This window comes from Rhodococcus sp. ARC_M5, assembly GCF_022810405.1.
Classification (GTDB): domain Bacteria; phylum Actinomycetota; class Actinomycetes; order Mycobacteriales; family Mycobacteriaceae; genus Rhodococcoides; species Rhodococcoides navarretei.
In genome coordinates this window covers 135,134-156,502 of record NZ_JALGQE010000004.1, presented here as the reverse complement: position 1 = coordinate 156,502, position 21,369 = coordinate 135,134, and the positions used below count along the sequence as shown (strand labels likewise).

Sequence of the window (21,369 nt, the reverse complement as noted above, 5' to 3'; positions counted from 1 at the left end):
TCGGCATTGCAAGTGGGGTGATTCATGGCGGTAACTCGCAACACGTCGAACGAGGTGATGCATCGAGCTGTCGATCGATTGCCGTCGATGATCGGGTACTGGGACAGCTCGCTCCGGAACGTCTTCGCCAACCGGGTGTATGCGGACTATTTCGGAATCGATCCGCGGGATCTGGTCGGTAAGCACATCAGTGAACTGCTCGGCGAGGCGCTGTATCAGTTGAACCTGCCGTACATCACCGGCGTCCTCGCCGGCGAGCAGCAGCAGTTCGATCGCACGCTCATCGATGTCAACGGTGCTGTGCGCGTCACTCAGACCACCTACGTCCCCGATGTCGTCGACGCTACCGTCCTCGGGTTCACCGTGATGGCCGTCGATGTCAGTGCCCGCGCCGAAGCGGAACGACAGCGCGACCGCGCTGTGCGGTTGTTTCAGATCGCCATGGAGAACGCCCCGATCGGCAAAGCCGTCCTGACCGTGGACGGCCGCTGGCTGCAGGTGAACAAGGCGCTGTGCGAGCTGTTGGGGTACACCTCGGAAGAGCTGCAGCAGAAGACCTTTCGCGATCTCACCCACCCGGACGACATTCCCCTCGCGGACGAGCATCTACGGGGGTTGGCCGATGGAACTCTGACCAACGTCGCGTCGGAGAAGCGATATCTCCGCAAGGACGGTGCCACCATCTGGGTGCAGCGCAACGCCACCCTGGTGCGCGACGCCGAGGCCGGTGACGTGGTCATCGCGCAGATCCAGGACATCACCGCGCGCAAAGACGCCGAGATGACACTCGAACGCCAGGCGCTGATCGACGACCTCACCTTGCTGGGAAATCGTCGACGCTTGATGGCCGAGCTGAACAGTCTCAAGGAAAAGTCCAGCGATCGGCCGGTAGGAATGTTGTTCGTCGACGTCGACGACTTCAAATCCATCAACGATCGCTTCGGTCATGCAGTGGGCGATCGCGTACTCGCCGCCATCGGACGTCGCGTTCTCGACAACGTGCGCGCAGCCGATGTTGCCTGCCGCATCGGAGGGGACGAATTTGTCGCTCTACTGCTGTCGGCCAGATCGGCCGACGGAGTCGAACGCCTCGCAGACCGAGTACGAGGCTTCCTTGCCGGCCCCTACGACATCGACGGCACTGACGTCCCGGTATCGGTCAGCGTCGGATGGAGTTGGGAGCCGACCACTGACCCGGACCAGATGTTACGAATCGCAGACGAGCGAATGTATTCGTCCAAGCGGGCCTGAGATCCGGATCAATGTGGGATTCAGTCGGTCGGAGTGCAACAGAGTCGCATTGATTCGCCGGGTTGGGGGGAGCGGGCATGCGCAGTGACCTCTACGCGATGACGACCTCGATGCCTTTACCTTCGAAGGCGTCGATCTGGGCCCGAGTTGCTTCGGAATCGGTGATGAGAGTGGTGCCCGGCGGGATAGGAGCCCAGGCGTGGAAGGGCTTCTGGCCGAGTTTGGCCGAGTGCGCCAGGATGTAGGTCTGCACTGCGCGCTCCATCATCAACTCCTTGAGCTGGGTTTGCTCGTAACCCGCCTCGCAGATACCGAAGTCGGCGGTGACGGCATCGGCTCCCAGGAACGCTCGATCGAACGAGACCCGCCGCAGGGATGCCTCGGCAAGTGGACCGACGAATCCCTGGCTCACGTGGCGCAAGGTCCCGCCTATGCATTCCACGTGTACCTCGTCGGCGTCGACGAGTGCTTCGAGCGCAGTCAACCCCGCGGCGATGACGGTGAGATCCACCGCTTCGCGCAGGAACTCCGCCATTGCGCCGACTGTGGTGCCGGCGTCCAACAGAACCGTCTCACCGGGCTGGATGTACTCGGCGGCCTTTGCTGCGATGAGCCGCTTGGCGTCGTATCCCTCGAGGGACCGCTGCTTCACCGACGCCTCGTGTCGGCCGCCGATGGCAATGGCGCCGCCGTAGGTACGGGCCAGCAGCCCCTGTTTGGTGAGGTGGTCGAGATCGCGTCGGATGGTCGAGGCGGTCACCTTGAACAACGCCGACAACTCCTCGACGCTGGTGAGTCCACCGGACTTGGCCAGGCGCACTATCTCACCGCGTCGGGCTTCCGATACTCGCACCACCCACCCCCGTCAGCTCAGTAGCGCTGGGCTGGTGGCCAATTCGGCAGCCTGCCGCAGAGCTTCGATCATGCTACCGGCCTCGGCAATGCCCTTGCCTGCGATATCGAATGCGGTGCCGTGATCGACGGACGTGCGGATCACCGGCAGGCCGACCGTGATGTTGACTCCCGCCTCGATTCCGAGCACTTTGACCGGTCCGTGGCCCTGGTCGTGGTACATGGCCACGATGAGGTCGTAGTCTCCTCGGCCGGCCAGGAAGAAGGCGGTGTCGGCGGGCAGCGGACCGACAGCGTCGATACCCTCGGCCTTCAACTTCTCGACGGCCGGGACGATCTTGAGATCCTCCTCGCCGTAGCCGAACAAGCCGTTCTCGCCCGCATGAGGGTTGATGCCGCAGACACCGATTTTCGGTTGAGCGGTGCCGGAGCGCACCAGAGCCTCGTGCCCGCGCCGAATGGTGCGCTCGACCAATCCGGGCTCGATCTTGGCGACCGCGTCGAGCAACCCGATATGCGTGGTCACGTGAATGACCTTGAGCTTGGGCGTCGAGAGCATCATCGACACTTCCTCGGTGCCGGTCAGGTGTGCCAACAGCTCGGTGTGCCCGGGAAAGATGTGCCCGGCCGCGTGCAGCGCTTCCTTGTTCAGCGGTGCGGTGCAGATCGCCTGGACCTCACCGCGCACGGCGAGTTCGCTTGCGACACGGATGTAGTGGAATGCGGCATCGCCCGCAGCAGCGGACAGCTCGCCCCACTGGAGGTCCGCAGGGAGCAGATCGAGGTCGATGACGTTGATCCGACCCGGTGTGAACTCGGCGTCCTCGACACGCTCGACGGTGACAATCTCCACGTCGGTGCCGAGCACCTGCGCTGCCAGTCGCAGCCGTGACGCGTCGCCGATCACGACCGGCTTGCACCGCTCGAGGGTAGCGGGGTCGATCATGGCGGGCACGATCACCTCGGGACCGATCCCGGCGCCGTCGCCCATGGTGACCGCGATGTAGGGCTGAAGTGTTGTAGTCATGCCAATGCCTCACTGTTAGAGAAAGAAGGTGTGCTTTCGACGCCTCGCAGGTACGCGGTCATCGCGACGAGACTGTCCGGTCCACCGAAGCTGCCGGGCCGAGTGGCAACGTATCCGCCTGCAGCCGTGCGGGACACGACTGCGCCGTGATGGATTTCGGTAATCGGATGAAGAGTGTTGACGCCCAGGGCGTCGAGCACGCGGCGTGCGGTTTCGCCTCCGGTGAGGACGAGTCCCACGGTCTTATTACTAATTGCCAGGGCGACCAACTCGGCCAACGCGGTCGCGATCGCGCTCGAGCGAGCGGGATCGACAGGGCCGGTTACTGTCAGGATCGCCGCCCCACCGTCGACGGCGTTGCGCACCGGAGTGGGGTCTGTGCCGGCCAGCAAGTGGTCCACATGGATCCGGACGTGCGTGGCACCGGAGCGCTCCAGCTCCGATACCTGCTGTGCAGCAACAGCTTCTGCGGTGCCGACCACGACGAGAGTGGGTACGGGTTCGATGGGAAGGGAGCCGAGCTCGTTCGGCCGCAGTGTTCTGGCGACCGCGGCAGCCAGCGCCGCGGTGCCGACGAGGCGGACGCCGGGAAGGAGTGCCGACAGATCGACGATGGCGTCGAGGTCCGCGTCCGACCGCACGTCGAACACTGCCACCGCGCCGGAATCGACTGCAGCGGTGAGCCCGTCTATGCCGTCCTCCAGTGCGACGGAGGTCGTGCGAACGTGGCCGAACAGGTCGGCTATCGAGGCGGGGGCCTCGGTTGTCTCCAGTGCCCATCGGTCGCTCAGATTGAGGGGCACCCCGTCGATGTGGGGCACACCGTTCTCGACGGTGCGGCCGAGGGCAGGAAGGCCGGCGGCGAAGACGATCGGTCCGGTGTTCAGCAGACTCTCGACCTCGGCGGCGATGTTGCCGCGCAGCATCGAATCGATCTTCTTGATCACCCGAACTTGGGGTGAAAGATCGCGCACCGCAGCGTGCACCCGGTCGGCGGCCTCGGGGCCGGACATGACACGGGTGCCGAGATCGACCACACGCACGTCGCTGTCGCCGTGAACTGCACCGATGTCGATGCCGAGGGTGACGTCACGATCGAGAAACAGTGCTGCAGTTTCGGCGGCTCCCGACAGATCGTCCGCGAGTATCAGGATGCGGGGGCGCTGCGTGCTGCTCATCGTGCCTCACCGTCCATATCTGCGCTATGTGCGCACCTAAAGGTAACATTATTGCGTGTTTCACGCATTATTGTCATAGCGATGTTCCGCCGCACTGGACGATGGTCTGGCCGGTGATGCTGCGTCCGTGCGGCGACAGCAGAAACGCGACGGTCTCGGCAACCTCGTCGGGGTCGATGAAATGCCCGAGCGGAGGGGTGATCGGCGGGGTCGCGACCCGCCCCGGATCGTGCAGCATCGGAGTGTCCGTCGGACCGGGAGCCACCACGTTGACGGTGATTCCGCGGCTCACCAACTCCATGGCCCACGACCGCGCCATGCCAACCAACGCCGACTTGGTGGCCACGTACTGACTCTTGCCCGCCACTCCGGTCATCGTCCTGCTACCGATCAACACCACCCGGCCGCCGTCGGCCATGCGCGAGGCCAACCCGTCGACCAGAACTTCGGCGGCCGCGACATGTATCCGCCACATCTGCTCACTGTGGGCAGGATCGAGAGTCCCGAGCCGGCCCGACCGCTGCACTCCTGCAGCATGGACGATCGAGTGCGGATCGGGGAGCTCGTCGACGAGATCGGAGACGGCCTGGGTATCGGCGAGATCGACGCCGATCCAGCGATGCGGTCCGCCGTCATCGAAACCCTGTTCAGGACGGGTCCGACTCAATCCGGTGACGTGCCAGCCACGATCGGACAGCGTCCGCGCGATCGATGCCCCGATTCCGCTGCTGACTCCGGTGACCACGGCGTGCGGCGTCGAACTCATGCGCCGACGACCCGGTCCGAGTCGAGTTGGACGTACTTGATCGCCTGCCGAAAGTAGGTGTACGCGATATGAAGTCGACCGTCGGAACCCTCGACGATCGACGGGTACGAGAACTCGCGGTTGGAGCCGTCCCGAGAATTGTTGGTCAGGCAGTAGCCGTCGCCGACATCGAGATCCCGCCGGACGGGCCACGTCAGCCCGCCGTCGGACGAGATGGCCAGTGTCATCGGCGCTCTGGGCGCTCCCCAGAATGCCGCGCGGGCGTCACCGTCGTCGAGGGGAGACTCGGCGGCATCGGTGCCGTCGGCCAAGCCGTCGTCGTCGATCTCGTCGTACAGTGAGACGCGTCGTGCGGTGGCGTCCAGCGCCGACGACTGGTTGTAGACCAGGGCCAGTGTTCCGTCGGCGCGGGCGACGACCTGAACGGACGAGTTGTTGTTCGGGAGTTCGGTGGGGACCGGGGCGCTCCAGGAGTCTCCGTCGTCGGTGGAGACGCTGCGGTAGATGTGATCCGCCCACCGACTGCGGTACAGAGCGACGAGCGAACCGTCCTGCTGCACCACAATGTTCATATGAACGCAGCCGATGCTGTTCGGCACCACCACTTCGCGCCACGTCGTGCCGTCGTCGTCGGAGATCATGGCACCGCTGTAGTCGCGATCGCCGACCCATTTGCGGCCGTCGATCTTGACGCAGTGGAACACCGGCAGCAGTAGGCGCCCCGAGTCGAGTCGAACGACGGGCTGACGCACGAAGACGCCGCCCGCATCGGTCTCGGGAAGCAACACGTGCGCCTCACCCCACGTGAGCCCACCGTCGGGGGAGATGCGACGCAGCACCCGCGCGGTGTCCTGGTTGCCTGCATGCTGCGAGGTCCACAGCAACCACACGTCGCCCGAATCACGGACGAACAGAACAGGATTCTGCTCCGAGCGCGTCGGATCGTCGGACAGCTGGACGGGAGCACTCCAATGCTGTTCCCCGGCCTCGAGGCGGGAGAACCACACGCTGATGTCGGGAACACCCTCCTGCGTGCCCGCGAACCACACGCACGCCAACGCGCCGTCGGGCAGGATCGCCAGGTTGGCCGCGTGGTTCTGCACCTGAGGGGCAGGCAGGAATGCGTCGGAGCGCCCCGGCTCGGCGGTCTCTCGCACAGCACCGTCGGCGAGAAGATCGCCCGGTGTGAGGAAGCTGGTGTTGCTCATGTTCTACCTTCTTTTCTGCTCAGGAGGAGAGCGTGACCGCAGCCATGTCGTAGGAGTTCGTGGGGCGCAGGTCGATTCCGGCGATGCGGTTGCGCCGAGCGATGACGGTCTTGGGCACGAACGACCACAGGCACGGCCAGGTCTCCCAGATCTGACGCTGGGCCTGGGCGAGTGTCTCGTTTCGAGTGGTGGCGTCGGCGTCCTCGGATGCTTTGGCGATGAGGGACGCGATCTCGGGAAAGATGTACCCGTGGTAGGTGTCTCGGGTCTCTTCCTTGGCGGCGGTGCCCGCGTACATGCCCTGCATGATGGTCACGGCCAGGCCGGTGGGGCTGGGGTAACCGTTGCCGAGGATGTCCCAGTCGCCTGCCTTGCCCTGACGCCAGGTCGCGATGTCGCCGCCCGGCTCGAACTGCTGCAGCGTCGCCCGAACACCGACGGCCGAGAGCATCTGCAGCACCGACTCCATGATGTCGGTATCGGCCGCGAATTCACCGGTCTCCCAGATGATCTTGACTTCCAGATCGCGAACACCGAGCGCCTCGAGTTCCTGCCTGGCCCGCTGTGGGTCGTAGACGTACTCGCCGGTCTCGATGGCTCCGGCCAGAATGCCCGGTACGACACCGCGTGACGGAGTTGCCGCGCCCTGCATCACCTGGTCGATCAGTGCATTGCCGTTGATGGCATAGCTCAGTGCTCTTCGGACGCGAGGATCGGCCAGGGGATGCCCGGCCGGCTTGCGGAAGTTGTAGAAGAGCTGATTGAGCCGGACTCCGTCGGTGCGTTCGACGGTGACACCGGCCAGGCCGGCGAGCTGATCCGCCGCATCGGGAGTGATGGCATCGATGACGTCGACCTCGCCGCTGCGCAGGGAGACGACGCGGTTGGATTCGTCGGGTACGAACCGAACGCTGACCGACTCGGCCGATGCCGCAGTTCCCCAATAGCTTTGGTTTCTCGCCAGCGAATAGTTACCGGTGCCGCGATCGGACGAGGTCACCACGAACGGGCCGGTGCCGACGCCATCCTGCAGATCCTCGGGAACATTGTCCTCGGCAGGGGTGATCAGAATGTTCGACATCAAGTAGTCGAGCACGGGGATGGGCCGCTCGGTGTCGAGCGTGAACGTCGAGTCGTCGATCTTGCCGACCGTCGGCCACTCGGGGAAGAACGTGCCGACGAACGAACCGGTGACCTGGCTGTACATGCGCAGTGCGGTGTCGACGTCCTCGACCCGAACCGGCCTGCCGTCGGAGTAGGTGACACCGGGACGTAGATGCACCAGCCACCGCGTCGGCGCGACGAGCTCGAAGCTGTCGGCCAGGACGAGCTGTACCTTCAGTGACGGAGTGATAGTGGTCAGCGCCTCGCGGACTGCGCGCTGCACGGTCAAGGCCGCGTCGAACTGGAGGAGCTTGTTGTCCAGGCTCACCATCGATCGATTCATCGCCAGGCTGACGGTGTCCGGTCCGGGCCGGCCGGTGGGCGTCGCGCATGCAGTCATCGCGCCACCGAGGGTCAGTCCCGCGCCGAGAATCAGACTCGACCGGAACAGTGACCGCCGTGAAAAGCGCTGGTTGACAAAGCTTTCGGTCATCATTGACCTCTCGTGACTGACACATCGAAATGTGGATGTCGGTTCAGGTCTCGCGGACCTCCGTCGACGAAAGTGATCGTGGACACAGGGTGACTGTACTACGAAATGCATGAAGTGCGCAGAAAAATATTCAAGGTTGCGCAAACCGCGCATCGGTGCCATTGTGAGCTGAGTTACAACGAGGCAGTGTTATCGAAAGGTCGACGATGACCCAGGCAATATCAGCAGCGCAGGTGGGGCGATGACCCAGCTCACCGCCAGTCCACCCAGCGTGCCCGCGGCCACGTCCGCCACCAGCTCCAAGCTGCCCGCGTTCCTCACCGCGCCGATGGCTCGCTACGTGGTGCGACGGCTCGGGCAGAGCGTGCTCACCATCTTCTTGACGCTCACCACGGTCTTCGTGTTGATCCGGATGGCCCCGGGTGACCCGGCCTACTCGATGGCGGGCCCGCTGGCCAGCACCGAGGACCTGGCGCAGATCCGCACCAACCTGGGCCTCGACCAGTCGATCTTCACCCAGTACGCGCTGTATCTGAAGGGCCTGTTCACCCTGGACCTCGGTACCTCGTACTCGTTCCAGGCACCCGCGCTCGACGTCGTCCTGCAACGCATCCCGTACACGATCACGCTGGCCTTCGCGGCAATTCTGCTGACGACCGTGGTGTCGATTCCCCTTGGCATCTGGATGGCCCGTCGCGCCGACACCCGCCGTGAGCTTGGTGCGAACGTCGTCACCATCGCAGGCCAGTCGATGCCGGACTTCTGGACCGGCCTGATGCTGTTGACCTTCTTCGCCGTTCTGGTTCCGGTGCTCCCAGCTGCCGGCTTCACCAGTTGGTCGTCGCTCATCCTGCCCGCGGTCACCGTGGCCATCCTGCAGATCGCCCTCATCTCCCGCATGGTGCGACGCGAGATGGTCAACGCGTACGCCTCGCCCTATGTCACCGTCGCTCGCTCGAGGGGCGTCACCGAACGAGAGATCACCTGGCGGTACGCGCTGCGTAACTCCTCGATCCCGGTCGTCACCGCGCTCGGCACTCGATTTGCCTCGATGCTCAACGGCGTCGTCGTGGTCGAGGTGGTCTTCGCCTGGCCCGGCGTCGGCTCGCTGGTGGTACGCGCCCTCGAAACCCGCGACTACCCGTTGATCCAAGCAACGGTTCTGGTCACCGCAGTGCTCGCCGTCCTCGTGCAATTGGCCGTCGACCTCTGCTACCCACTCCTCGACCCCCGCGTCCGCCTCGGGAAGGCAGCAAGCTGATGACAGTCGTCGACAAGCCCTCGGACACAGCACGTCCCAGCGCCGTCACCACCAAGGACTTCGCCTCGGCCGGTGCCACGCGCAGGAGACGAGACAGCCGCGTCAAGATCTGGATCGGCACCGTGTGCGCGCTGGCCGTGATCCTTCCGGTCGCCTTCGCTCGCGTCCTGCCACTCGCCTCGCCCGACGCCACCGATCTCGCCCAACGGCGACTCGCACCGTTGACCGACGGGCATCTCTTCGGAACCGATCAGCTCGGCCGCGACCTCCTGGCCCGCGTGCTCTACGGCGGGCAGGTCTCGCTCACCGTCGGAATCCTCGCCGTCATCGTCTCGGGCCTCATCGGACTCACCCTCGGATCGCTCGCCGGCTTCTTCGGCGGCTGGGTCGACGCCGTCGTCTCCCGATTGCTCGAAGCGCAACTGTCCCTGCCGCTGCTGATGATGTTGCTCCTCGTCGTCGCACTGTTCGGCCCGTCGATCCCGGTCATCACGTTCGTCATCGCCATCGCCCAGTGGCCCGAGATCGCCCGTCTGACACGATCACTCGTCCTGGTCGAACGCGAGAAGCCATACATCGCCGCTGCCCGCGTACTCGGGCTCGGACGCATCGCGATCCTGCTGCGCCACGTGGTCCCCAACATCATCAAGCAGGCATCACTGGTCGTGTTGCTGCTCCTCGCACAGGCCGTGCTGCTCGAAAGTGCACTGAGCTACCTCGGTGCCGGACCGCAACGTCCGTTCGCCACTTGGGGACGCATCATCTCCGACGGCCAGGACTACATCACCACCTCGTGGTGGCTCGTCACCCTGCCCGGCCTGGTCATCGTGCTGCTGGTGGTCGGTGTCAACCTGCTCGGTGACGGCCTGCGCGACCGTCCGGCCGGATCGAGTCTGCGACGAATGTTCTCCCGCTCCAAAGAGAAAGGGCGTGCCTGAGTCATGGGCAACCTACTGAAGGTCGACGAACTGCAGATCGAGTTGGTCACCGACAAAGGCCTCATCAGGGCCGTCGACGGCGTGTCCTTCTGCATCGAGGCAGGTGAAACTGTCACCATCATCGGTGAATCCGGGTCCGGCAAGTCCACGACAGCGATGGGCATCCTCGGCCTGCTCCCCGGCGATCTGGCGGTGCTCTCCGGGTCCGTGACGTTCAAGGACACCGAGATACTCGGAAACGACAAGGAGCTGTGCGGCATTCGCGGTAAGCACATCGCGCTCATCCCGCAGGATCCGATGACGGCACTGAGTCCGGTGCACACCATCGGTAGCCAGCTGCGAGAAGCGGTCCGGCACAGCGGCGTCACCGGCCGATCCGCGCAGACCGCGCGATGCATCGAACTGCTCGAACAGGTCCGTATCCCCGATCCCGCAGGCCAGTTGAACAAGTACCCGCATCAGCTCTCGGGCGGCATGCTTCAACGTGTTCTCATCGCAGGCGCACTCGCGGCAGGCCCCGAACTGATCGTTGCCGACGAGCCGACCAGCGCCCTCGACGTCACCGTGCAGGCCAGCATCCTCGACCTGCTTCTGGAACTGCAGGAGCGCACCGGAATCGGACTGCTCGTCATCACCCACGACCTCGGCGTCGCGCGCTTGATGTCCGATCGCATCTACGTGATGAAGAGTGGCGTGTTCGTCGAGAACGGTGGTGCCGAAGAGCTCGTCAATGCTCCGAAGAATCCGTACACGAAGAACTTGCTCGACGCGATCCCGCAACTGGGACCGTGGAACGAAGCAGTCGAGAAGGTCGAGGCCACGGTATGAGTGCACCACTTCTGTCGGTCGAGGACCTCGTCGTCGAATACCCGGTTGCCGCCGGCACATTCCGCGCGGTCGACACGGTGAGCTTCTCGGTGGACAAGGGCAAGACCATCGCCATCGTCGGTGAATCCGGTTGCGGCAAATCCACCATCGCCAAGTCCATCGTGCGGTTGCTCACTCCCACCTCGGGACGCATCGTCGTCGACGGCACCGACATCGCGCGGATGTCCGAGAAAGCACTGCGGCCGTTCCGTTCTCGTGTGCAGATGGTGTTCCAGGATCCCTACGGATCACTCGATCCGCACCTGACGGCTGTCGACATCGTCGGAGAGCCGCTACGGCTCAGAGGTATTCGCAGTAAGTCCGAGCGCGCGAAGAAGGCCGCCGAACTCATCGACCGAGTCGGTCTGCCGACCACAGCCCTCGGGCGTAGACCGGCGGAGTTCTCCGGTGGACAGCGCCAACGAATCGGCATCGCCCGTGCTCTCGCGTCGGGACCGGAGATCCTGGTGTGCGACGAGGCCACCAGCGCACTGGATGTGTCCGTGCAGGCGCAGGTGCTCGAGCTGCTGCGCGAAATTCAACAGCAGACCGGATTGACCTACGTTTTCATCTCGCACAACCTCGGTGTCGTCCGCGAGATCAGCGAGACGGTCATCGTAATGTCGAAGGGCCGCGTGGTCGAAGGCGGCGAGACCGAGGAAGTGCTCGCGCGACCCAAGGAGCCGTACACTCGGGCCCTGCGCGCAGCGGCTCTGGACCCCGCAGCCATGACAGGAATCAAACCGCGACATGTCGTTTCGCGGCTCACGAAAACCCCGGCAGGAGTCTCCGCATGACATCGCTCGACATTTCTCCCCTCGTTCTCGGGACCATGACGTTCGGTGACACCGTCGACGAATCCGGTGCCGCCAAGATGCTCGACGCCGCGCTCGACGCGGGAATCAGCCACATCGACACGGCCAACGGCTACGCAGGCGGGGAATCCGAGCGGATCCTCGCCGCCCTGCTCGCAACCCGTCGCGACCGAGTGACCCTGGCAACCAAAGCGGGCATGCCTCATCCCGACGCAGGCGACAACAGTCCTCTGTCTCCGAAAGGGTTGCGGCTCAGCGTCGATGCCAGTCTCACGCGGTTGAACACCGACTACGTCGACCTGTTCTACCTGCACCAACCCGATCGCGCGACTCCTCTGGTCGACACTCTCGCAGTAGTGGGCGAGTTGGTGGCGGAAGGAAAGATCAGGGCCCTCGGCGTCTCGAACTTCGCGGCCTGGCAAATCGGGGAGATCAACCGCGTCGCTGACGAGGTGGGTGCCCCGCGGCCGATCGTCGCGCAGCAGCTCTACAACCTGCTCGCCCGCAGGATCGAGGAGGAGTACGTCGAGTTCGCGGCGTCGACGGGACTGACCACCATGGTCTACAACCCACTTGGCGGCGGACTGCTCACCGGAAAGCATTCGGCGGGAAGCGAACCCACCGACGGTCGGTTCGGCGACTCGCGCCTGGCCACGATGTACCGCGAACGATACTGGAACACGGCGATATTCGACGCCATCACCCAGCTGGGCACTGTGGCCGACGGTGCCGGGATGCCGCTCACCGAGCTCGCCCTACGATGGCTGGTATCCAAGCCCGCCACCGGGCCGGTGCTGCTGGGTGGCTCCAAGGTGGAGCACCTCCAGTCGAACATCGCCGCTCTCGGCCGCGGGCCACTGGACGCGGACGTCGTCGCCTCGTGCGACGAAGTCGGTGCCGCGCTCCGTGGACCGATGCCGAACTACAACCGCTGAAGGGGTTTTCAATGTCTGCACAGGAATTCGCGGCCCGTGTTCGTAACCGCGAGCGCATCCTCGGCTACTGGTCGGTGATCGACAGTCCGGTCTCCACCGAATGGCTCGCGCACGTGGGTTGGGACTACATCGCCCTCGACCTCCAGCACGGCCTGATTGGATACTCCGGCATGCTCGCCGGGATCACGGCCATCGACGCCGCCCACGGACCCGCCGCCCTCGTTCGCGTCGAGGCCAACAACGCCACCGTCATCGGCCGCGCACTCGACGCCGGTGCGGCCGGTGTCATCGTTCCACTCGTCGACACCGCTGCCGATGCCGCCGCCGCGGTATCCGCAGCGACCTACCCGCCGGCAGGCATCCGCTCTTATGGACCGATGCGCTCACAACTACGCATTGGGCCCGATCCCGCCGCCGCCAACCGCGATACCGTCGTGCTGGCGATGATCGAAACTCCACAAGGTTTGGCCAATGTCGAAGAAATCTGCGCTGTGCCAGGACTCGACGGCGTCTACGTAGGACCCTCGGACCTGCGCCTGGCCGTCGGCGGATCATCGCCCACGGACCCCTCCGTCGACGCCGAATTCGACGCGGCCCTGGTACGAGTGCAGAAGGCCGCTGCCGCAGCAGGTATCACTGCGGGAATTCACACTGCTTCGGGAAGTATTGCTGCGCAGCGACTGTCCGAGGGATTCACCCTGGCGACCGTGGCATCGGATTTGACGCACCTCAAAGCCGTGTCGGCCGAGCACCTAGCGGCGGCGCAGGGGTAGGCCCGCGTTTCTTGCGCACATCGACCCGGTACGCGACGTAGAGATACAGCAAGCCTGTGATGGCACCACCCAAGCATCCCGCTGCGTAATCGAGTGCTGTGGAGCCCGAGTCGATCATCAAGTGCACCAACAGGAAACCGACACCGACTGCCGGGACAAGTGCCAGCGCATTGATGTAGTCCGCTCGGGTTGCACCGCATCTCTTGCTCAAGGCCCCGGTCATGACCCACTCACGGAACGGCTTCTGCATCTCGGCCTCCGACCTCGTGTGGTCCGCTGTGCCCGTTCTCACCACGATACCGGATAGTTCGCGGCGCTGACTATGTCATGGGAGGGTGCAAGTATGCGTGCTCTGGTGTTTCTTGCGGTCCTTGCGCTCGTGTACAAGTGGCCGTTGTTCGGCGACAGCCCCGGCCAGTGGTCGGCCCTGTCGCAGGGCGTCATGCTCGGCGCGATCATCAGCACCGCGGTGACGCCCGCAGGATGGAAGGCGATTCGCCGTATCCGACGTCGACTCGATGGGTCGTACCGTCCGCCCGAGTCCGCGCGTCGATGAAAATCGGGTGCAACTGACCGCGCTCAGCGCGGCTGGCTGCACCGGATTCGATCAACTGTCGAGGTAATTTCCGCGATCACGTGTTCCATCCGCTCGGTGAGGTCGAACCAGGTGTAGCGGAGGATCGTCCAATTCGGAGTGATGTCGTTCTGTCGGATTCGATCCCGTTGGAATGCGTCGTGATCGGAGTGATACGCCCAACCGTCGATTTCGATCGCGACCATCTCTGCAGCGAAAGCGATGTCGAGTTCGTATCCGCCCCATCGAAAGTTGGCCACCCAGCCGCGGATATCGCGGGACCGGAATTCGCCGATCAGCAGGCGCTCACCCTCCGAGCGGGCGCCATGCGCCGCGACCTTCAGCAGACGCTTCGCTTCGGAGGCTCCGGCGCGGCCTGGGTTTCGGGCATCTGCCTGCCGCAGTCCCTCCAGATTCGTGTGTCGCTGAAGTGCGCGATCCATGATGTGAGCCTTGCCGATCGACGCTTCGAGAACAGTGAGGTCGAGCGACGTGACCCGCATCCCGCGGCGTTCGACGATGTCCTTGCTGTGAATGTCGCGTCGGCGAAGCCGGCATCCCTCCGCGCGGCTTCGCCCCTTGCGTGGGGTGGTGACCTCGATGATGCTCGGTGCCTCGGAAATCACTCGGTGCCAGAACGCCGCGGCTTCCCCGCTGAGCACGGCGTTCGTTCCCGCACTCCACACGGCGCATCGAATACGCGCATCTGCGGTGAAGGGGCGGTCTGCAACGAAATACACCCCGCGGTGAATCGTTTGCCATGTGCCTCTGCGTACCAAACGGTCGACGGCATCACCGCTCAGGCCACAGATCGCCGCCTGGGCACGGGTGATCACGCCGTCGTGTTGCGACAACCAATGATCGAGCATGTCCATTTGGACGTTCACTGCGTCGAAGCGGTTCCACGAACAAAATCGGGTGCAGTTGACCGCGCTCAGCGCGGCTGGCTGCACCGGATTCTGTCGATGGTCGGTGGTAGGCGTGGTGGCAGTTGCAGGTGAGGCCCTTCACGCGCAGGCGTCGGATCCATCGAATGCGCCGACCACTCTGCAGGCGAAGGCGCGAGAGACCTTCCACTCGTTCTCGAACCGCACGAAGGGGATGGGACCGACCGAATAGGAGTCGAGGCCGCGGAACGACCCCTTGCCGCTCGCATCGACGGTGTCCGGGCCGGTGATTTTCACCGGGACAGTACGCCCCGATGCGCGCGTGGCAAGGTGCTTTCGACAGTGGCCGAAACATGCTCGTTTCGATCGAATCGAGCGGCTGACTCTTCTTCAGTGATGGGAGCGAGGTGCAGGAGACTCACCGTCCCGGGGCCGGCAGGCGTCGATTGTGGGCCAAGGTTATGGCGATGACTGGAATGGCAACTGGTGCAGTGAGAGTCGTAGCGGCGGCAATGGTCGAAGGCCAGGGTGCGGTGTAGTTCCACGTCGCGTTCAAGACAATCAGCGTTGCGAGTAGGGCTGCAGTCTGAGCTCCCACTCGAAGCGCCGTGGCCGCGAACGGGGGGCGGACCGCAAACCTTCCGATGATCATGGGTAGACGGTGGCCTTCGTTGACGCGTGACAATTGTTTCGTCGCGACGGTCATCATCCACGCACCGAGCGCGGCGACCACAAAACCGACAAACAACATGCTCGGTACGATACGCGACCAAGGGTTCTGAGCTGCCAGGATGACTGAGGCACGCGATCCGCAGCGCCCCACAGCTCCGTCGTGATCATGCGAGACGGTCTGATAGTTCTTGCGCTGGTTTCGAGCGTTGCTCTGCAAACGTTCGTCGGTCGCGTGTACTGGACACCGTCCCTTTCCACGGAGTCGATGCTGACCGGTGATCATGATCAGAATTCGAGATCTCGCTTCCGGCGCTCGCGCTCGAGTCGACGTTGCTCCTCAGCACGCTCTCGGCACTGCCGAAGGAATTCCGCGTCGGCATCAGGATTCTGTGCGGCCTGACGACCAGGGCGCGTCTCGTACTCCGGAAACGCAGAATTGCTCACCCGCCGGATGCCGCCGCCGGCACCTCCCCAGATTCCGCCACCTATCGGACGTCCGGCGAACAGCCATGCCAGCGAGCCGGCGAGCGGGAGAAACACCACCAGCAAGAGCCACACGATCTTCGGGAGAAATCGCACTCCGCCGTCGTCGGCCGTGATCACGTCGATCAGGCAGAACACCCACAGCAACATCACCAGCAGACCGAAATACGGCATGTGATCCTCCATGTTCCAGACCGTTCGGTCTGATGTACCGAGCATCGTAGCGGGGTTGTCGAGAATCCGACAGGCCGATTCAGCCCTGCGGTCGTTTCGATGCCGGGAGTTTCGACGGGTCCAGGGGCCGTGTTCCAGGAAGCACTGCCGGGTAGGTGAACTGGACCGCTGCCTCGAACACGGACGATCCCTCGAACATGAAGATTCCGATTGGGTCAACGGAACAATCGTCTCTATCCGCCGATGACAGCGCGTGCCGTCTCCGTATCGAATGTGCTGGTTCGATGGAGAACTCGACGAGCGGATCATTCCGTTCGCCGACACCGTCCACAGTCTCGAGTCGGGGTTGTTGTTGCGGGCCGTGGTGTTCGATTACTCAGCCCGACTACGTCGGTCGCGGCGGACGCGTCGTGATGAACTGCCCGGCTATCGAACCGATGAGTGCGACGACGAAGCCCGTGCACTGAAGTGCTGTCATGTTCTGTCCCAACACGATCCAGCCGACCGCGGCCGCGGTCAGTGGACTGAGGATGCCGAGAAGGGAGATGCTCGCAGACGGCAGCGCGCGGGCACCTCTGAACCAGAGCGCGTACGCCATCGCGCCGCCGATCACCGACAACCATGCGTAGCCGAGTGCAGCCTTCGCATCGATGGCCCACGGACCGTCGTCGACGATCGGGATCAACGGGCAGATCACCATCCCGCCGACAAGTAGTTGCCAGGCAGTGGAATTGAGCGGACTCGTGTTCTGCTGCACGCCCCAGCGCTTGGTGAGGACGATGCCGGTCGCCATGCTGGCGGTACCCATGGCAGCGGCGGCGGGTCCGATCGCGTCGAGATGAACAGCGCTCGTCATCGTCGTCAGCGCGACCCCGGCGACGGCGACAAGGGCGCATCCGATCTGGACGGGACGCGTCCGTCCCCACCCGAGCGCAGTGGACATCGCGATGATGACGAGGGGTTGCGCAGAACCGACTACTGCAGCGACCCCGCCGGGTAGTCGGTAGGCCGCCACGAACAACATCGGAAAGAATAATCCGATGTTCAACACGCCGAGGACCGTGGTCTTCAGTCGCCAACCTCGGCCGGGAATGCCCGGTGCGATGAGGAGGAGCAGTAGCCCGGCGGGAACAGCGCGAAGGACGCTGGCAGTCATGGGTCGGTCCGGCGGAAGAAGCTCTGAAGTCACCACATATGTTGTGCCCCAAACAACCGGAGCCAGAGCGGCCGCGGCTGTGATTCCGAGGGGCGAGGACGCGCCCTGGAGCTCGAGAGGGTGGCTCGACCGTGTCTTGGTGCGTGACGCCCACATCTCTCGACTCCCGACGAATTGATCTCTTAACGTTGAACTATCTAGCGTTGAAACGTAGGCGTATGCTGGTCCGAAGTCAACGGTTCGGCAGTGAGGGGTTCGTCGGTGTCGGAGGAGGCGCACGATGCAGTGGATAGGATCCTGCAACAGTGGAAGGTCGAGCGACCCGATGTGGATGTCAGCCCTATGGCGGTCATCGGGCGTATCGGCCGAGCGGCATCGGTTCTGGACAAGCGCATTCACGCGGTGTTGGCCGAATTCGGTTTGCAACCAGGTGAATTCGATCTGATTGCGACGCTCCGGCGTACCGGGGCCCCGCATCGCCTCACTGTCGGACAGTTGTTGGACAGTGCGATGGTGACGTCCGGCGCTGTTACGCATCGTTTGAACCGACTGACCGACAAAGGACTGATCGAACGAGAAATCGACCCGACGAATCGTCGGGTGATCATCGTGCAATTGACACCGGCCGGACTCGACGTTGTGGATGCCGCGTTACCCGCGCACGTTGCCAACGAGGAGGCTCTGCTGAGGGCGCTGAATCCGGATGAGCGAAGCCAGCTTGCCGGCCTGTTGAAGCGACTTCTCTCCGATCTTCGGTAGAGGTGTGTCGATCGGTCACTCGCACAGGCCCTTCCGTATGTAGATGAACTGTGGTATTTGTTGAACCATGAACAGATTCGACACGTCGAAAGGCGCATGAGCGCCCGCAGTCATTCCACCTTCGGTGCTATTGGCCCGAGGTGCAGATCATGAAGCTTGCCGAGGCCCTCGCAGAACGAGGCGAACTGATCAAGCGCGCCGAGCATGTGAAAGCTCGAATTCTGGCGAATGCCCGCCACCAGGATGGTGAATTACCGGCCGAGAATGCTGTCGGTCTGTTGTCGGAGTACATGATTGCTCTCGACCGCCTCGAAGTTCTCATCCGTCGGATAAACCGGACGAACAGCGCCGCGACAGTGCAAGACGGAACCATCACGGACGCGCTGGCATCGCGTGACGTACTACGTATGCGCCACAAGGCGATCTCCGCCGCGGCGGATGCGGCGTCGGGGCGCGATCAGGAGCGTCGATACGGACCGCGCCAACTGCGATCGGAGTTGGTGCACGTGGCAGCTCTTCCAGTTGCCGAGTTGCGTTCTACTGCCGATGATATCGCCAAGCGTATTCGGCTCGTGGACTTGGAAATTCAACGCGTCAACTGGGAATTCGACCTGATCGACGAGTGAGCCGGACGCCGGGTTGTAGGTAGTTTTCGTTCGAGGCGAGCACGTACCGTGGCCGGCGGTCTTCCGGCCTCTCTCCCGCGTGGTGAGCAGCGTTTCGGGTATTCGCCCGGTCACAGTGCAGCTCATTACAACTCACGCAGGACGGTGCACCGCGCACGTCGCACTACCGTGTGCTGATCGAACGGGAACGAGGGTGGGTAAGGGGCCACCCGGCGATATGGTCAGGATGAAGGTTGGCGGATAGCCTGCATGGTATGAATTCCGTACCGACCGATCTCGATCGACCCGCACTGATCGTCATCGATGTGCAGTCCGGGTTCGATGATTCCGAGTTCTGGGGTCCGCGTGACAACCCATTGTGCGAGAGCAATATTGCAGTACTACTACGATTGTGGAGATCGAAGGCGTGGCCGATCGTGTTCGTTCGACATGACTCCGAGAACCCGCAGTCTCCATTGTCGCCGACTGGTGCGGGGCATTCCTTCAAGAAGATCCTCGACGGGACACCTGATCTCTTGATCAGCAAGCGGGTCAACTCGAGTTTCTACGGCACGCCGGATCTCGACGCCTGGCTTCGAGGTGAGGGTATCGATCAGGTGGTGATCTGCGGGATCACCACCAACCACTGCTGTGAGACAACGGCACGCATGGCCGGCAACCTCGGCTACGACACCTTCTTCGTCATCGACGCCACGCACACATTCGATCGGATGGGGCCTGATGGAACCACCGTTCCGGCAGCGACATTGTCGACCATCACCGCGACGAATCTGCACGGCGAGTTCGCGACGGTCGTGACTACAGAGGATTTTCTCACGGACTGAGAAAGGCGCGCAATGAAAGTGACCGGCCGACTGTCCCCGGATGAGTTCTGGGAACACATGAGTCAGCTCGAGAGCCGAATGCTTTCGGAAGCTCGGCAGGTTCGTGTGTTCGGACTGGCGGAGTGGATCGGCCCCATCATGATCGGGCACTGGGGATGGGTGGACGACCGACTCTCGTCCGCCGGACTCGTGCACGGCATTCCTGACGGTGACGTGTCTGTGCAGATCGACACCGTGGTCGGAGATTCTCGATGGGAGGTGGTTCGCGCGATCGAACGTGCGACCGGAATTTCCCCGAGGGAGCCCGATTACCGGAGCCGACACAGATTGGTCCGGGACGCTCCCGGGATCGCCGTGTCAATTCCCTGCAACGGTGTGAGCGTGGAGTTCGAGAAGTGGGGTGGACTCCAGCGATGGTGGGCGTCCGGCGAGATCGACGGCGTCTCGATCGTCATCGAAAGCCGGAACTGCCCCGTCGAAGACATCGCTCTGATCGAGATCGATGATCTGCAGCCCTATTTGGAGGGATGGAGAGAGTACGTGCGGATCGTTCGTGGGGGAATGTAGTCACTCGAAAACCGACCGAACGGCGACAGTAGTCGTGGCGCACTCGATCGATGTCGATTTGATACCGTGCGGTATGGACGATCGGTTGAGCGCGGGTGTCTTGCTGTACATGGGTTCATACGTTTCGGTTCCGATGTCACCGACATGAGAGCGGCACCGTCGTGAACACTGCACTCGCCCTGGGGCTGATCGTGGGAATCGTCGCGTTCGGCTTCGGTTCGTCAGTGGGGCTACGCGGCAAAGTTCTCTATCCGGACTACTACGGCAAAGACGTACCGGACCGGGTGAAGACCACGCCGCACCTACGTGCACGAGCGAACAGGCTGTTCGTAGTGTGCGGCGTCGCTGCAGCCATTCTGCTGCTGGCACCGTTGTTGTGGATATTCTCCGACTTCCAGCGAGAGAGAACAACGTGGGAGTTGGCAGGGCTGGCAGCTTATGTGTTCGTCGCTGTGGTTATCGGTGGCTACCCGTTCGCCAAGATCGAGACCTTGTGAACCTGCGCTACGGAGCGCAGGGTGGAAATGCTCGACCGAAATTGCCTGTTTCCCAGTACGGTACGACGCGTCAGGACTCATCGTCGAATATTCGGATCTCGCCACGCGTGTCAGTAGCGTTCACGGTGATATCCAGTGACCGGGTGCTTTGATCGTTGAGCCGGTGTACACCAGGCTGGGGTCAGGGGCGGCGATGGGATGAGGTGAGCATCATGGGTGAGGTCGGTGTGACGGTTCGGCGGGCGTGTATGGGCGACGTGAACGCACTCGTCGAATTGCGCGCCGAAATGTTTCGATCGATGGGCAGTGCCCCTGACGACCAACTTTGGCGCGCACATGCATTCGACTGGTTCGTCGACCGATTGGACGATGCGAACTACCGCATTGTCGTCGTCGAACACAACGGCGTGGTCGTAGCCTGCGCCATGGGTGCCGTTCGAGACGCTGCACCCTCGCCTCTCTCACCGGATGGACGTGATGTCCTGATCAGCAATGTGTGCACCGCACCCGAAGCTCGAGGTCAGGGGTTCGGCGGCAGAGCGTTCGCTGCGGTGATGGACTGGGCTCGGGAAACCGGCATTGCACGAGCGGAGCTGATGGCGACGCCCTCAGGGCAGGGCATATACGAGCGAAACGGTTTCGCTGCCAGCGCCTTTCCTGCTATGCGGGCGCAGTTGTGACA

General features: G+C 63.4%; 26 protein-coding genes. 14 read left to right on the top strand and 12 right to left on the bottom strand.

The features are described from left to right. Window positions 1-24: 24 nt before the first annotated feature. The gene (locus MTX34_RS08275; RefSeq protein WP_243609056.1) at window positions 25-1,251 is read left to right on the top strand and encodes a GGDEF domain-containing protein; all 1,227 of its coding nucleotides are present in this window, start codon (window positions 25-27) and stop codon (window positions 1,249-1,251) included. A gap of 91 nt (window positions 1,252-1,342) precedes the next feature. On the opposite strand, the gene MTX34_RS08270 is transcribed toward MTX34_RS08275, so the two are convergent. From MTX34_RS08270 to MTX34_RS08245, 6 genes are all read right to left on the bottom strand, one after another. After that, the gene (locus MTX34_RS08270; RefSeq protein WP_243597344.1) at window positions 1,343-2,104 is read right to left on the bottom strand and encodes a DeoR/GlpR family DNA-binding transcription regulator; all 762 of its coding nucleotides are present in this window, start codon (window positions 2,102-2,104) and stop codon (window positions 1,343-1,345) included. A gap of 12 nt (window positions 2,105-2,116) precedes the next feature. Continuing rightward, window positions 2,117-3,130 (bottom strand): 4-hydroxythreonine-4-phosphate dehydrogenase PdxA, encoded by a 1,014-nt coding sequence (pdxA, locus tag MTX34_RS08265; RefSeq protein ID WP_243609055.1) that lies wholly within the window; start codon window positions 3,128-3,130, stop codon window positions 2,117-2,119. Continuing rightward, window positions 3,127-4,308, bottom strand: a complete 1,182-nt coding sequence (locus MTX34_RS08260) for a four-carbon acid sugar kinase family protein (RefSeq protein WP_243609054.1) — start codon at window positions 4,306-4,308, stop codon at window positions 3,127-3,129. The genes pdxA and MTX34_RS08260 overlap by 4 nt, the downstream gene beginning before the upstream one ends. A gap of 73 nt (window positions 4,309-4,381) precedes the next feature. Continuing rightward, complete coding sequence (locus MTX34_RS08255; RefSeq protein WP_243609053.1) at window positions 4,382-5,074, bottom strand: SDR family NAD(P)-dependent oxidoreductase; 693 nt, start codon at window positions 5,072-5,074, stop codon at window positions 4,382-4,384. Further along, the gene (locus MTX34_RS08250; protein WP_243609052.1) at window positions 5,071-6,282 is read right to left on the bottom strand and encodes an exo-alpha-sialidase; all 1,212 of its coding nucleotides are present in this window, start codon (window positions 6,280-6,282) and stop codon (window positions 5,071-5,073) included. The genes MTX34_RS08255 and MTX34_RS08250 overlap by 4 nt, the downstream gene beginning before the upstream one ends. A 19-nt stretch (window positions 6,283-6,301) precedes the next feature. Then, on the bottom strand, window positions 6,302-7,879 hold the full coding sequence (locus MTX34_RS08245) for an ABC transporter substrate-binding protein (RefSeq protein ID WP_243609051.1): 1,578 nt from the start codon (window positions 7,877-7,879) through the stop codon (window positions 6,302-6,304). Window positions 7,880-8,207: 328 nt separating this feature from the next. Here MTX34_RS08245 and MTX34_RS08240 point away from each other — a divergent pair, with 328 nt between their 5' ends. From MTX34_RS08240 to MTX34_RS08215, 6 genes are read left to right on the top strand one after another with little or no spacing between them, the layout of a single operon-like run. Beyond that, window positions 8,208-9,140, top strand: coding sequence for an ABC transporter permease (locus MTX34_RS08240; protein WP_308198505.1), 933 nt, complete (start codon window positions 8,208-8,210; stop codon window positions 9,138-9,140). Continuing rightward, window positions 9,140-10,078, top strand: a complete 939-nt coding sequence (locus MTX34_RS08235; RefSeq protein WP_243609049.1) for an ABC transporter permease — start codon at window positions 9,140-9,142, stop codon at window positions 10,076-10,078. Before MTX34_RS08240 ends, MTX34_RS08235 begins: the two co-directional genes overlap by 1 nt. 3 nt (window positions 10,079-10,081) lie before the next feature. Further along, window positions 10,082-10,906, top strand: a complete 825-nt coding sequence (locus tag MTX34_RS08230; RefSeq protein WP_243609048.1) for an ABC transporter ATP-binding protein — start codon at window positions 10,082-10,084, stop codon at window positions 10,904-10,906. Then, on the top strand, window positions 10,903-11,742 hold the full coding sequence (locus MTX34_RS08225) for an ATP-binding cassette domain-containing protein (RefSeq protein ID WP_243609047.1): 840 nt from the start codon (window positions 10,903-10,905) through the stop codon (window positions 11,740-11,742). Before MTX34_RS08230 ends, MTX34_RS08225 begins: the two co-directional genes overlap by 4 nt. Next, complete coding sequence (locus MTX34_RS08220) at window positions 11,739-12,695, top strand: aldo/keto reductase (protein ID WP_243609046.1); 957 nt, start codon at window positions 11,739-11,741, stop codon at window positions 12,693-12,695. Before MTX34_RS08225 ends, MTX34_RS08220 begins: the two co-directional genes overlap by 4 nt. An 11-nt stretch (window positions 12,696-12,706) precedes the next feature. Continuing rightward, complete coding sequence (locus MTX34_RS08215) at window positions 12,707-13,468, top strand: HpcH/HpaI aldolase/citrate lyase family protein (RefSeq protein ID WP_243609045.1); 762 nt, start codon at window positions 12,707-12,709, stop codon at window positions 13,466-13,468. Here the strand turns inward: MTX34_RS08215 and MTX34_RS08210 are convergent. Further along, on the bottom strand, window positions 13,425-13,718 hold the full coding sequence (locus MTX34_RS08210; protein ID WP_243609044.1) for a hypothetical protein: 294 nt from the start codon (window positions 13,716-13,718) through the stop codon (window positions 13,425-13,427). The genes MTX34_RS08215 and MTX34_RS08210 overlap by 44 nt on opposite strands. 93 nt (window positions 13,719-13,811) lie before the next feature. Between MTX34_RS08210 and MTX34_RS08205 the strand changes: the two genes are divergently transcribed. Further along, window positions 13,812-14,024 carry a hypothetical protein gene (locus MTX34_RS08205; RefSeq protein ID WP_243609043.1) on the top strand — a complete coding sequence of 71 codons (213 nt, stop codon included), beginning with the start codon at window positions 13,812-13,814 and terminating at the stop codon, window positions 14,022-14,024. A 23-nt stretch (window positions 14,025-14,047) separates the two neighbouring features. Here the strand turns inward: MTX34_RS08205 and MTX34_RS08200 are convergent, their stop codons facing one another. From MTX34_RS08200 to MTX34_RS08180, 5 genes are all read right to left on the bottom strand, one after another. Next, window positions 14,048-14,917, bottom strand: a complete 870-nt coding sequence (locus tag MTX34_RS08200) for a type IV toxin-antitoxin system AbiEi family antitoxin domain-containing protein (protein WP_308198496.1) — start codon at window positions 14,915-14,917, stop codon at window positions 14,048-14,050. 132 nt (window positions 14,918-15,049) lie between these two features. Continuing rightward, entirely contained in the window at window positions 15,050-15,226 is a 177-nt protein-coding gene (locus tag MTX34_RS08195; protein ID WP_243609042.1) for a hypothetical protein, read from the bottom strand. A gap of 121 nt (window positions 15,227-15,347) precedes the next feature. Beyond that, entirely contained in the window at window positions 15,348-15,680 is a 333-nt protein-coding gene (locus tag MTX34_RS08190) for a hypothetical protein (protein WP_243609041.1), read from the bottom strand. A gap of 206 nt (window positions 15,681-15,886) precedes the next feature. Further along, window positions 15,887-16,258, bottom strand: a complete 372-nt coding sequence (locus MTX34_RS08185; protein ID WP_243609211.1) for a PLDc N-terminal domain-containing protein — start codon at window positions 16,256-16,258, stop codon at window positions 15,887-15,889. A 385-nt stretch (window positions 16,259-16,643) separates the two neighbouring features. Next, complete coding sequence (locus MTX34_RS08180) at window positions 16,644-17,570, bottom strand: EamA family transporter (RefSeq protein WP_243609040.1); 927 nt, start codon at window positions 17,568-17,570, stop codon at window positions 16,644-16,646. A 129-nt stretch (window positions 17,571-17,699) separates the two neighbouring features. Between MTX34_RS08180 and MTX34_RS08175 the strand changes: the two genes are divergently transcribed. From MTX34_RS08175 to MTX34_RS08150, 6 genes are all read left to right on the top strand, one after another. Then, window positions 17,700-18,173: a MarR family winged helix-turn-helix transcriptional regulator gene (locus MTX34_RS08175; RefSeq protein WP_243609039.1), complete on the top strand. Its 474-nt coding sequence runs from the start codon at window positions 17,700-17,702 to the stop codon at window positions 18,171-18,173. A 149-nt stretch (window positions 18,174-18,322) separates the two neighbouring features. Next, window positions 18,323-18,799 (top strand): DIP1984 family protein, encoded by a 477-nt coding sequence (locus MTX34_RS08170; protein ID WP_243609038.1) that lies wholly within the window; start codon window positions 18,323-18,325, stop codon window positions 18,797-18,799. 254 nt (window positions 18,800-19,053) lie between these two features. Further along, window positions 19,054-19,623 carry a cysteine hydrolase family protein gene (locus MTX34_RS08165; protein WP_243609037.1) on the top strand — a complete coding sequence of 190 codons (570 nt, stop codon included), beginning with the start codon at window positions 19,054-19,056 and terminating at the stop codon, window positions 19,621-19,623. A gap of 57 nt (window positions 19,624-19,680) precedes the next feature. Beyond that, complete coding sequence (locus MTX34_RS08160) at window positions 19,681-20,190, top strand: hypothetical protein (protein WP_243609036.1); 510 nt, start codon at window positions 19,681-19,683, stop codon at window positions 20,188-20,190. Between the two features lie 161 nt (window positions 20,191-20,351). Then, window positions 20,352-20,687: a hypothetical protein gene (locus tag MTX34_RS08155; RefSeq protein ID WP_243609035.1), complete on the top strand. Its 336-nt coding sequence runs from the start codon at window positions 20,352-20,354 to the stop codon at window positions 20,685-20,687. Window positions 20,688-20,899: 212 nt separating this feature from the next. Then, window positions 20,900-21,367, top strand: a complete 468-nt coding sequence (locus MTX34_RS08150) for a GNAT family N-acetyltransferase (RefSeq protein WP_243609034.1) — start codon at window positions 20,900-20,902, stop codon at window positions 21,365-21,367. Window positions 21,368-21,369: the final 2 nt, after the last annotated feature.